10 protein-coding genes are annotated in these 11,327 nt (G+C 61.1%); 8 read left to right on the top strand and 2 right to left on the bottom strand.

Annotated elements, in window-relative coordinates; all coding sequences use genetic code 11:
- Positions 1-252 precede the first annotated feature (252 nt).
- The 4 genes from clpB (at position 253) to WFR25_RS18590 (ending at position 4,827) form a co-directional block, all read left to right on the top strand.
- Positions 253-2,832 carry an ATP-dependent chaperone ClpB gene (clpB, locus tag WFR25_RS18605; protein WP_169572615.1) on the top strand — a complete coding sequence of 860 codons (2,580 nt, stop codon included), beginning with the start codon at positions 253-255 and terminating at the stop codon, positions 2,830-2,832.
- 93 nt (positions 2,833-2,925) lie between these two features.
- Entirely contained in the window at positions 2,926-3,492 is a 567-nt protein-coding gene (locus tag WFR25_RS18600; protein ID WP_043152247.1) for an HdeD family acid-resistance protein, read from the top strand.
- Between the two features lie 97 nt (positions 3,493-3,589).
- Positions 3,590-4,489, top strand: a complete 900-nt coding sequence (locus tag WFR25_RS18595; protein WP_169572617.1) for a DnaJ C-terminal domain-containing protein — start codon at positions 3,590-3,592, stop codon at positions 4,487-4,489.
- A complete protein-coding gene (locus tag WFR25_RS18590; protein ID WP_169572619.1) occupies positions 4,486-4,827 on the top strand; it encodes a chaperone modulator CbpM in 342 nt (113 codons plus the stop codon). Before WFR25_RS18595 ends, WFR25_RS18590 begins: the two co-directional genes overlap by 4 nt.
- 408 nt (positions 4,828-5,235) lie before the next feature.
- Here WFR25_RS18590 and WFR25_RS18585 read toward each other — a convergent pair whose 3' ends face one another.
- Entirely contained in the window at positions 5,236-5,883 is a 648-nt protein-coding gene (locus tag WFR25_RS18585; RefSeq protein ID WP_169572621.1) for a TetR/AcrR family transcriptional regulator, read from the bottom strand.
- Positions 5,884-6,032: 149 nt separating this feature from the next.
- Between WFR25_RS18585 and WFR25_RS18580 the strand changes: the two genes are divergently transcribed.
- From WFR25_RS18580 to WFR25_RS18565, 4 genes are all read left to right on the top strand, one after another.
- Positions 6,033-7,634: a cytochrome P450 gene (locus WFR25_RS18580; protein ID WP_336972883.1), complete on the top strand. Its 1,602-nt coding sequence runs from the start codon at positions 6,033-6,035 to the stop codon at positions 7,632-7,634.
- A gap of 80 nt (positions 7,635-7,714) precedes the next feature.
- The gene (locus WFR25_RS18575) at positions 7,715-8,026 is read left to right on the top strand and encodes a 2Fe-2S iron-sulfur cluster-binding protein (protein WP_169575454.1); all 312 of its coding nucleotides are present in this window, start codon (positions 7,715-7,717) and stop codon (positions 8,024-8,026) included.
- Positions 8,027-8,142: 116 nt separating this feature from the next.
- On the top strand, positions 8,143-8,493 hold the full coding sequence (locus WFR25_RS18570; RefSeq protein ID WP_169575453.1) for a DUF4286 family protein: 351 nt from the start codon (positions 8,143-8,145) through the stop codon (positions 8,491-8,493).
- Position 8,494: 1 nt separating this feature from the next.
- Positions 8,495-9,253: an SDR family NAD(P)-dependent oxidoreductase gene (locus WFR25_RS18565; RefSeq protein WP_169575452.1), complete on the top strand. Its 759-nt coding sequence runs from the start codon at positions 8,495-8,497 to the stop codon at positions 9,251-9,253.
- Between the two features lie 74 nt (positions 9,254-9,327).
- Here the strand turns inward: WFR25_RS18565 and WFR25_RS18560 are convergent, their stop codons facing one another.
- Positions 9,328-11,295, bottom strand: a complete 1,968-nt coding sequence (locus WFR25_RS18560) for an oxidoreductase (protein ID WP_336972880.1) — start codon at positions 11,293-11,295, stop codon at positions 9,328-9,330.
- Positions 11,296-11,327 lie beyond the last annotated feature (32 nt).

Genomic DNA, 11,327 nt, shown 5'->3' with positions numbered 1-11,327 from the left:
TCCGCGCCCATCGGAACATCCCGTATATTTCTGGGCTTCGGCTTGAAAGATAAGCGCCAAGAATTCTGAGCGAACGAGAGAGGGGGAACACGCTATGCCAAGAAATCTCCGACTTTGCCGAACCAATCGATAGGGCCTTCATCGGCCGTGTTGGAATCGGTTCGATAACCCTTGGCCATCACGTGCGACGTCGAACCGACAATGGGGTGAGACGCGATCGGTACTCACGCCAAACGGAAAAACGAGGAATCAATGAATCTCGAAAAATTCACCGATCGCGCCAAGGGCTTCCTCCAGAGCGCGCAAACCGTCGCGATCCGCATGAGCCATCAGCGGATAAGCCCGGAACATCTTCTGAAAGCTTTGCTCGAGGATGAGCAGGGCATGGCAAGCGGCCTCATCCGCGCGGCAGGCGGCGATCCCGCCGTGGCGACGCGGCAGACCGACGCCGCGCTCGCCAAGGTGCCATCGGTTTCAGGCAGCGGCGCGCAATCGGCCCCGAGCCTCGATAATGATGCTGTGCGGGTGCTCGATCAGGCCGAGCAGGTCGCGCAGAAGGCGGGCGACAGCTATGTCACCGTCGAGCGGCTGCTTCTTGCGCTAGCGCTGGCCTCAAACACCGCGGCCGGCAAGTCCCTGGCCTCAGCGGGCTTGAAGGCAGAAGCGCTGAATGCGGCGATCAGCGCGCTGCGCAAGGGAAAGACCGCGGACACGGCCTCGGCCGAGGATCGCTACGACGCGCTCAAGAAGTTCGCACGCGACCTCACCGAAGCGGCCCGCGAAGGCAAGCTCGATCCGGTCATCGGCCGCGATGAGGAGATCCGTCGGACCATCCAGATCCTTGCCAGGCGCACGAAGAACAATCCCGTCCTCATCGGCGAACCCGGCGTCGGCAAGACCGCGATCGCCGAAGGGCTCGCCCTGCGCATCGCCAATGGCGACGTGCCCGATACGCTCAAGGACCGCGCGCTGATGGCGCTCGACATGGGCAGCCTGATCGCCGGGGCCAAATATCGCGGCGAGTTCGAGGAGCGGCTGAAGGGTGTGCTCGATGAGGTGAAGGCCGCCGAGGGCCATATCGTCCTGTTCATCGACGAGATGCATACGCTAATCGGCGCCGGCAAGGGCGAAGGCGCGATGGACGCATCCAACCTGCTCAAGCCCGCGCTCGCGCGCGGCGAACTCCATTGCATCGGCGCGACCACGCTCGATGAATATCGCAAGCATGTCGAGAAGGATCCAGCCCTCCAGCGGCGCTTCCAGCCCGTCTTCGTCGGTGAGCCCACGGTCGAAGATACCATCTCGATCCTGCGCGGCCTGAAGGAAAAATATGAGCTGCACCATGGCGTGCGCATCACCGATGGCGCGCTGGTCTCGGCGGCGACCTTGTCCCACCGCTACATCACCGACCGCTTCCTGCCGGACAAGGCGATCGACCTCATGGATGAGGCGGCCTCGCGCCTGCGTATGGAAGTCGAATCCAAGCCCGAGGAGATCGAGAATCTCGATCGGCGCATCATCCAGCTCAAGATCGAGCGGGAGGCGCTGAAAAAGGAGACCGACAAGGCGTCGAAGGACCGACTGGAGACGCTGGAGCAGGATCTCGCCAATCTCGAGCAGCAATCGGATGAACTCACCTCGCGCTGGCAGGCCGAGAAGGAAAAGATCGCGGGTGAGAGCCGTATCAAGGAACAGCTCGACGCTGCACGCATCGAGCTCGACCAGGCGCAGCGCTCGGGCGACCTCGCCAAGGCAGGCGAACTGCAATACGGCACCATTCCCACGCTCGAAAAGCAGCTGGCCGATGCGGCGGGCGCAGCCGAAGGCGCAATGCTGCGCGAGGAGGTGACAGCGGAGGACATCGCCGGCGTCGTCGCGCGCTGGACCGGCATTCCGGTCGAGCGAATGATGACCGGCGAACGCGAGAAGCTGCTCGCCATGGAAGAGACGATCGGCAAGCGCGTCATCGGCCAGGCCGATGCGGTCCGCGCCGTGTCGACCGCCGTGCGCCGCGCGCGTGCCGGTCTGCAGGACCCCAATCGGCCCCTGGGCTCATTCCTGTTCCTAGGGCCCACAGGCGTCGGCAAGACCGAGCTCACCAAGGCGCTCGCCGGCTTCCTGTTCGACGACGACAACGCGATGGTTCGCATCGATATGAGCGAGTTCATGGAGAAACACTCGGTCGCCAGGCTGATCGGCGCCCCTCCGGGCTACGTGGGCTATGAAGAGGGCGGCGTGCTGACTGAAGCGGTTCGCCGCCGCCCCTATCAGGTCGTCCTCTTCGACGAGGTCGAGAAGGCGCATGGCGACGTGTTCAACATTCTCCTGCAGGTGCTCGACGACGGGCGGCTGACCGACGGCCAGGGCCGCACGGTCGACTTCACCAACACCATCATCGTGCTGACCAGCAATCTGGGCAGCCAGTATATTGCGGGCCTCGCCGACGACGAATCGGTCGAGAAGGTCGAGGACCAGGTGATGGAAATCGTCCGCGGCCATTTCCGACCGGAATTCCTCAACCGCCTCGACGAGATTATTCTGTTCCACAGGCTGGGCGCCGACCATATGGCGCCCATCGTCGATATTCAGGTCGCCCGCGTCGGCAAGCTGCTCCAGGACCGCAAGATCACGCTCGACCTCACCGATGCGGCCCGCGCCTGGCTCGGCCGCGCCGGCTATGATCCGGTCTACGGCGCGCGGCCATTGAAACGCGCGGTGCAACGCTTTCTCCAGGATCCGCTCGCCGACTTGATCCTCCAGGGCGAGATCCGCGACGGATCGACCGTCCATATCGATGAGGGTGACGGAGCACTCGTGCTGAATCTAGGCTAAGAGTTACGATGGCCGCCTGGAATAGCGTGGGACTGAATTGGGCGACAGCAGCAGTTGACGAAGGATTGCCCGAACGAATTAGGGAGAAAGCTTATGAGCGCGCACGAAGCAAATAAGGGGGTCTGGGGTTCGCCGTTTCCGGCATCCACCGGTTGGGGATGGGTTCTGACCTATGGCGTGCTCCTGATCCTGGGCGGGATCCTGGCTTTCCTGAACCCGCTCGCGACGGGCTTTGCCGCCGGCGTGATCTTCGGAGCGATATTGCTTGCCTATGGCGTCATCGCGATAGTCGCTGGACTGTCAGCCTTTTCCACCCGATCGAAGGTGCTGGAGTTGCTCCTCGGCGTCGTGGCGGTACTCGCAGGCCTCTTCGTGCTGTTCGATCCATTCCAGGGTGCCGCATCGCTCGCTTGGGCGATCGGGCTGTGGCTGTTCGTCTCAGGATTTTCCCAGCTTTTCTATGGACTGAAAGGTACGCATGACAAGGGATGGAGGCTGTTGCTCGGCGTCGTCGATATCGGGCTGGGTACCTATCTGGTGATCAGCGGCCCGCTGGCAGGGCTTGCCTTCGTGGCGGCGATCATCGGCTTCAGCTTTCTCTTCCGCGGTGTTTTCCTTATCTCACTTGCCTTTGGCCTGAGGCGGCTGAAGTCCGCGTGACGAGGGGATGCGGCCAGGAGATGGATATACCGAGGCTGACGGCGAATGCTGCGGAAGGGTTCGCGCCGATCCTCAGCGCGGCCAGGAGGCGTAACAGGTGAGCAATCCATATGAAGTTCTCGGCGTCGCCGCGTCCGCGAGCGGGGACGATATCCAGAAAGCGTATCGCAAGCTCGCGAAGAAGCTCCATCCGGACCTCAACCCTGGCGACAAGTCGGCCGAGGACAAGTTCAAGCAAGTCGCAGGCGCCTACGATCTGCTGAGCAACCCGGAGAAACGCAGGCGTTACGACACGGGCGAGATCGACGAGACCGGCGCAGAGCGGCCCCAACAGCAATATTATCGTGACTATGCCGGGTCGGACCCCGGCCATTATTCGAGTAGCGCTGGCTTTGCGGATTTTGCCGCAGGCGACGATCCGTTCGCCGAACTCTTCCGTCGCAGCGCACAGGCGCGCGCCAATCGCCGCGGGCAGGACCTGCACTATCGCCTTTCGGTCAGCTTCGTGGAGTCGATCACCGGCGGTTCACAGCGGATAACCCTGCCAGCGGGCGGCACGCTCGACGTGACGATCCCGGCGGGCGTCGTTGATGGTCAATCGCTGCGCCTCAAGGGCAAGGGCGCACCTGGCGCCGGCAAGGGCGGCCCAGGAGACGCATATATCGAGATCGAGGTTCGATCCGACCCACGCTTCCTCCGCAATGGCGACGACATCACGATCGACGTTCCGATCTCGCTGAGGGAAGCCGTCCTCGGCGGCAAGATCCGCGTTCCCACGCCAACCGGTGATGTGACGATGACCGTGCCGGCCAATTCGAACAGTGGCAGCACGCTGCGCCTCAAAGGCAAGGGTGCCCCTCGGCTGGGCGGCGGTCGTGGCGATCAATTCGTGAAGCTCAGGATCGTGCTGCCCAAGCCGGCCGATCCGGAACTCATACAATTCGTTTCGACTTGGGAAGCCGGCAAGAATTTCAATCCTCGTGAGGCCTCGCGATGATAGACTTGGACGAATTTCTATCCCGCTCGGGGATCGAACTCCACTCGCTCGAGCAGTGGATCGATCGCGAATGGCTCCTTGGCGAGCGCCGATCCACGACCATCGTCCTGACCGACATGGACGCGGCCCGCGCGCGCCTCATACATGATCTGAAGCGAGACTTCGGCGTGAACGACGAAGGCGTCGACATCGTGCTCCACCTCGTGGATCAATTGCATGGCCTTCGCCAGGTGCTCGCACAGATGCGAACGGAAACGCAGGCGGCGCGACGCCGGGATATCCGGCGATCGCGAGGCCGCAAACCGGGTCCGATTCTGGCTCCGCGGCGCAAGTCGTAACCGAGCCATGAGTCCTGCTGAAAGGGCCTAGCTAGATGGACAAGTCCCGGCCGCGGACGCCGCCGCTCGATTTGCCGATCGCATAGCCTTTGACGGGAGCAGGGCATTGAGGAGATTTGCGACATAGGCGAAACCGCTGCTGATGGCGACGCAAGTGTGGTCCGCTACCAAAAGCTGGTCGGGGCTCGGCTATTCGGTAGAAATCGCGCGTATCGCTGTCATAGAGCGGACATCCCAGGCTCGAATGCTACAGTGGGCGGTTGAATCAGAAACCGGCTCCGCAGACAGCAACCGAAATTGGAGGTCGCTATCGCCCAACGCTCGGATCGGTGACAGGCATAGCTGTGGGGCACACGCTGAACTCGTCGTTGGCCATCCAGATGGACCAGGCTTTACCGCAGATCGACGCTACCGCACTATCGCACTCAACGCGAAATCGGCTGCGAACGTTCGCCAGAAGCCAAGACGCTCGGGAGCCGAAAAATCGGCTGGAATGAAGCCCGCGATGATTTTGCCACCCGTGAAATTGCCGATCATCGCCATGATTGCGACGGCGAAGACTGCATCCGGCTCCAGTTCCTTGCGGAAGGTCCCCGCGCTCTGGCCAGCGCGGAAGATGGTTGAAAGACGCGCCATCAATTGGGGACTGCGTCGTTTGAGTTCGCGGCACTCGGGAATATGCTCTCCGCCATAAAGGCTTTGGTCATTGAAAAGCCCGGAGAGAAAAGGCCAGCGAACGAAAAGGTCGAACACACCGCCAAGAAACACCCTGATCGCATCTTCTGGGCCAAGCGATTCATAATCGGGAATTGAAAGTTGCTGGATCGCCTGCGCCGAAACCTCCTCCATGACCGCCGCATAAAGTTCGGCCTTTGTCCGAAAATAATGGTGGATCAGCTGCTTGGATACGCCCGCCTCCATCGCGATCACGTCAAGCTTGGCGCCTGCAAGGCCCGCGCGGCAGAACTCATTGGTTGCTGCCGTCAATATATGTTTCAAACCCTCCTTTTTCGACTTGCGTCGTGTCCGCCGGTCAATCGGGGCCACATCATCCATCGCACACTTCCTTTGATGTCGCCCGGTGGAGGGCCGTCCACTGCGTCGTCGCTTAGCTAGGTCAACACTACAACGAACGGGGATTTTCGCCCCGGGCACCAGTGCCTATCAGCGAACGGTCGATCGCGTCGACGGAATTGAGGATTTGCATGAGTGACACCCAAATGATGGCCAGCGATGTGCCCGCCCATGTTCCAGGCGAACTGGTGCGTGAGACCTATCCTTTCATCATGGGGGGGCAGACATCGCAAAATCCGTTCAACTCCATGGTTCCCGCTCTGCACGATGGCCCGGACCTGATCTATTCCACCAACTTCTATCCGGGCTTCCAGCCGGCCTGGATCCCGCGGCGTCTTGAAACGCTGCAAGCCCTGTACATGGACACCGAACATTTTTCGAGTGAAGCCTTCTCTCCCTTCCCGATGCTGATCGGTGAAAATTGGAGTCTCGTGCCGGTCGAGATCGATCCGCCGGCGCATTCGATGTACCGGACTCTGCTCAACCCGCTTTTTACGCCTGCCCGGATGCGCGCGCTGGAAGACAGGGTGCGCGAGGCGGCGCGTGACTCTATCGCGAAATTCAAGGACGGCGACGAATGCGAGTTTATGGGCGCATTTGCGCTGCGGTTTCCCATTATCGTGTTCCTCGATCTGATGGGGCTCCCGCGCGAGCGGATGGAGCAATTCCTCGAATGGGAGTTCATGCTGCTCCACAGTCTGGACATTGAAGACGTAGCCAGGGGAACGCGACTATCCGTCGATTATCTGCGGGAAGTGATCGAGGATCGCCGGAAAAATCCCGGCGACGATCTGGTCAGCTTCGCCGTGACTGCAACGGTCGAGGGTCGCAAACTCAACGATGACGAACTGATCGGACTCTGTTTCAACCTGTTCATTGGCGGCCTCGACACCGTTTCAACCAACATCGCCTGGCAGATCCGTCATCTCGCCGAGCATCCCGCAGACCAGCGCCGCCTGCGCGCCGATCCCTCCCTGATCCCCGCTGCGGTTGAGGAAATGTACCGCCGCTACGCCGCAGTGACGACCTTCCGCACCTGTATCAAACAAACGAGCCTTCACGGTGTCACTATCATGCCGGGCGACAAGATTGCCATGCCCACGACATTGGCCAACACCGATCCGGCGGCATGGGAACGCCCCTTCGACGTCGATTTCGATCGGACTCCTCGCCATATTACGTTCGCCTACGGGATCCATCGCTGTATCGGCGCGCCGCTGGCCCGGCGCGAATCGGTCATGGCGATCGAAGAACTGCTTGCGGCAATCCCTGAGTTTCGCGTCGCCGAGGGGGAAGAGCTTATCACCGAGTTGGGGCCAATCCTGCAGCCGAAAAACCTGCCGCTCGTCTGGGGTGAGCGGAATTCGCGTCGCGAGGTTTCTGCCGCCAAGCCGCAGCCTGCCGAAGTGTCGCAGGCTGGCGAGAAACGTGTCGGCCCGTCGATCGAGGATGTGAAGTCGTTTCTTTCGGCCAAATTGGGCTCGCTGGCGCCGTTCAACAAAGTCATCGCGATGCATCTGGATGATGATCAGATTTTGCTCGACGGAACAGTGAATCCGCCGAAGCTCGTCGATCTTGTCGCGTGCAATATCGATGTGACTGTCCGTGCCCGTCTCAAGGACTTTGTCGCGATCCTTAACAAGGAAATGAATCCGCAGGTTGCCATGGTGAAAGGCAAGATCAAGGTCAGGGGCGACATCATGTCGGTCATGGCGCTGACCAAGCTTCTTTAAAGCTCATGTGCCGGCCATTTTTACCCGCACGTCCAACACTCATCTGAGCCATGGCGAAAACCGCCATATTAGGGGTCTGCATGCCAGAGATTATCTTTATCACGACTTCCGGGGACGAAATGCGCGCCAGCATTCCGGTCGGCACAACATTGATGCGCGGGGCGATTGAATCCGGGATTGATGACATACGCGCCGAATGCGGTGGCGTAGCTTCCTGCGGCACCTGCAAGATCATCCTCGATGAAGCCAATCAGGGCAAGATTTCGCCAGCGAGCGCTATCGAGGGTTCGATGCTGGAAGACGATCCGTCAGGCTATCGTCTGTCCTGCCAGATCGTCGTCGATCCTACGATGGACGGCCTTGTGGTCCGCGTGGCACCTGCCGAATATTAGCCGGGGAAAGCGACTCCGGTGCTGACCAGCCTGCAGGGATGGCATCGGACCGCTTCGCCGCCAAGTCAGAGCGAACAACGCATCCCTGAGTCAATATATCGCCAAGAGAGAAGCCAATGTCACAATTTGCCTATGTCGTACTCAGCAATCCCGTCGCCGGCCGCGAAGACGAATATAACGACTGGTACAGCAACCGACATCTGGCCGATGTCACCGCCGTCCCTGGCTTCGTTGCCGCGCAGCGTTTCCGTTTGATGGATGACGCGGTGGAGGGCGCACCGCGTCAGCGCTATATGGCCATCTACACAATGGAAACCGACGATCCCGGCGCTGCGGTCGAGCAATTAACCGCGCTCGTTCAGTCCGGAAAGATGGAAATGAGCGAGGCCTTCTCCATGGAGGACATGGCCATCCACATGTACGAGGCGATCACGCCAATTGTCGCCGCCGCAGCGAAGGGCGCATGAAATGAGCAAGGGCGAATTTGCGGGACTGGTCGTTGTAGTGACCGGAGCGGCCTCCGGCCTCGGCCGTGCGGCAAGCATCCGTTTTGCGGCGGAGGGCGCGAGAGTGTGTCTGGTCGACCTCAACAATGACGGCCTGATTGAGACGATGCGGCGCATTGCCGAAGCGGGCGGCGAAAGCGTTATCTATGCGGGTGATCTGGGTGATGCGGCAAATTGCGCAAAGGCCGTGGAGACCGCGATCGAGGCTTTCGGACGTATGGACGTTCTGTGCAATGTTGCCGGCATCTTGCGGTTCCATGCCCTCGCCGACGTCACGGCCGATGTCTGGGCCCGGCTGTTCTCCGCCAACGTCACTGCGCCCTTCTTCATGATTCAGGCGGCGATGCCCCATCTCATCGAAACGAAGGGCAATGTCGTCAACGTCGTTTCGACGGCCGCGTTCCTGGGGCAGGCCTATACCGCGCCCTATGCGGCCACGAAGGCAGCGCTGCTCAGCCTGACCAAATCACTCGCAATGGAATTTATGCACGCACCGGTGCGTATCAACGCGCTGGCGCCCGGCGGCATGCTGACCGAGATGGTCCAGACGCTGCAATTTCCCGCGGCTGCTGATCAGAGTCTGATCGCGCGCTATATCGGCATACGACCACCTTCCCAGCCCGAAGACATTGTCGAACCACTGATGTTCCTGGCTTCCGACCGGGCACGGTCGGTGCATGGAGTCTGCTATTGTGCCGACAACGGAATCACGGCGGGCTGACGCCACCTGTAAAGTCGCGCACAGCAGAGCGTCCATGTCCAGAATGGCGGTTGGCTTCCTATCCATAGAATCCATCAAACCGCCATCCCTGCGCGTCGTCCGTCCTTGATCGCCTCGTCGGTGGCAAACACGCTCCAGCGCGCCTCACGCGCGTCCCCGATGATGCGGACATCCGTCCCGCTTCCCACCAGCGCATGGAAGAGGCTTTCCTGCGGCGGCTTGGACGTGATGAGGATGGTGTTGTCGATGCCTTCGAGGATCGTCTCAGCGCCGGTGAAATAGTCGCGCAGGCGGACATTTGCGGGATCGATCTCCACGATCTCGGTCGAAGGTAGAAATCGAACCTTGGGAATGACGCGGCGCGCGATAAGCTTGTTGAGACCAAGCTCTGTCACCGACATGGCCATCGCCGAATCCATCGTCACGAAGGTGACGTCCTTGCCCTGGTCGGCAAGATATTCGGCAATGCCCGGACCGACCTCATACGCCGTATTGTCGTAGACGATGATGCGCTTGCCCAGCCGGGCATGCTCGAGCAGCACCTCCTCGGGCGTGAAGACATGATCGAGTCCGGCGCCCGGAACACCCGGTAGCTGATTCTTGCTGGAACCCGTCTTGGAATAGCGCGCGCCGGTCGCCACGAGGATGGCATCGGCCTTGAGCGCCGCGACACTCTCGATGGTCGCCTCCGTGTTCATCCGTATGTCGACACCCAGCTTGTCGAGTTGGAGCTTGAGCCAGCGGATGATGTCCGCTCGGTCGGAAAGGCCAGGGAGCATCGCCTGAAGCGTCACATGGCCGCCAAGCTGATCCGACTTCTCAAGCAGTGTGACTGTATGGCCGCGCTTCGCTGCGACCATCGCCGCCTGCATGCCGGCAGGCCCGGCGCCGGCGATCACGACATGCTTTGCGACGGCCGCAGGCAAAATATCGCCTTCGTGCTCGAAGCCGATGTCCGGATTGACGGTACAGCCCACGGGCTGACCGTAGCAGGAGCGCAGGAAGCATCCTTCCAGATCGCCGATACATGCGCGAATTTCGGCCGTACGGTCATCGCGGCATTTGTTCGGCCATTCCGGGTCGGCAATCACGGACCGGGCGACGAACACCATATCGCATCGATTATCGGCAATCGCCTGGTCCGCGAAGGCCGGGGTCAGGACGCGGCCTCCGCTGATGACCGGCAGCTTAACCGCCCTCTTCACCGCAGCGGCGGCATCGAGATGCGTCCCCTCCTTGACCACATAGGAAGAAGGATAGTGATATTGCGTCATTTGCGGTTTCTGACCGCGCGCAGTGATGCGCAGCCAATCCACCATGCCGGTATCCTCCAGGATCTTGCACTGTGCGATGCCGTCGTCGATGCCCCTGGCGCCCAACGTGGACTCATCGGCATTGACCGCAATGCCGATGGCGAAGTCCGGCCGGACGCGCTGACGGATGGCCGCAAGGATCTCGACCACGATGCGCATCCGGTTTTCAAGACTGCCGCCAAAGCGATCGGTGCGCTCATTGTAGAATTCGGAGGTGAAGCTTTGCAGACCGCCGCCCGCGTTGATCGGAAACTCGAAGCCGTCGGCGCCGGCGTCCTGCGCATGGGCTGCAGCCACGGCATGGGCCTCGATCAGCGCCTCGACCTCGATCGTGGTCATCGAACGTGGCTGCGTGTCCGACAGGACGGTATGCGGGGCTATGCCCGATGCCTGCGCCTGATCGACGTCGGCCATCATCCAAACGCCCTGCACGGCGATCTTCGCACCATGCTTGTGCGCTGCATCGACGATCCGGCGGATTGCAGGAATGTGGTCCGGATTATAGGCTTCGATGAACCAGCCGGGCGGCACCAATGGCGCAGGCACGACCTGGCAACTTGCGATCACCATCAGGCCCGCGCCGCCTTTGGCCCGCGCCTCGAAATAGCCGACCTGCCGATCGGTGCCGATGCCGAGGCCGACCATGCCGTGCGGCGACATGAAGACACGGTTCTTGATCTCCATCGCGCCAATCTTCAGGGGGCTGAACATGTGGGTATATTTGCTCATCGCATTCCTCTCCCGGCCGCCAGCCTGTTGCT

It is taken from the genome of Sphingobium aromaticiconvertens (genome assembly GCF_037154075.1).
In the GTDB taxonomy this organism is placed as follows: domain Bacteria; phylum Pseudomonadota; class Alphaproteobacteria; order Sphingomonadales; family Sphingomonadaceae; genus Sphingobium; species Sphingobium aromaticiconvertens.
The sequence above is the reverse complement of the archived record's forward strand: the minus strand, read 5'-3'. Positions and strand labels throughout refer to the sequence as shown.

Excerpts from the sequence above, each read along its gene's own strand:
- WFR25_RS18580 (WP_336972883.1), top strand. The coding sequence starts at position 6,033 with ATGAGTGACACCCAAATGATGGCCAGCGATGTGCCCGCCCATGTTCCA.
- WFR25_RS18560 (WP_336972880.1), bottom strand. The coding sequence starts at position 11,295 with ATGAGCAAATATACCCACATGTTCAGCCCCCTGAAGATTGGCGCGATG.
- WFR25_RS18575 (WP_169575454.1), top strand. The coding sequence starts at position 7,715 with ATGCCAGAGATTATCTTTATCACGACTTCCGGGGACGAAATGCGCGCC.
- WFR25_RS18585 (WP_169572621.1), bottom strand. The coding sequence starts at position 5,883 with ATGGATGATGTGGCCCCGATTGACCGGCGGACACGACGCAAGTCGAAA.
- WFR25_RS18570 (WP_169575453.1), top strand. The coding sequence starts at position 8,143 with ATGTCACAATTTGCCTATGTCGTACTCAGCAATCCCGTCGCCGGCCGC.
- WFR25_RS18565 (WP_169575452.1), top strand. The coding sequence starts at position 8,495 with ATGAGCAAGGGCGAATTTGCGGGACTGGTCGTTGTAGTGACCGGAGCG.
- WFR25_RS18590 (WP_169572619.1), top strand. The coding sequence starts at position 4,486 with ATGATAGACTTGGACGAATTTCTATCCCGCTCGGGGATCGAACTCCAC.
- clpB (WP_169572615.1), top strand. The coding sequence starts at position 253 with ATGAATCTCGAAAAATTCACCGATCGCGCCAAGGGCTTCCTCCAGAGC.
- WFR25_RS18600 (WP_043152247.1), top strand. The coding sequence starts at position 2,926 with ATGAGCGCGCACGAAGCAAATAAGGGGGTCTGGGGTTCGCCGTTTCCG.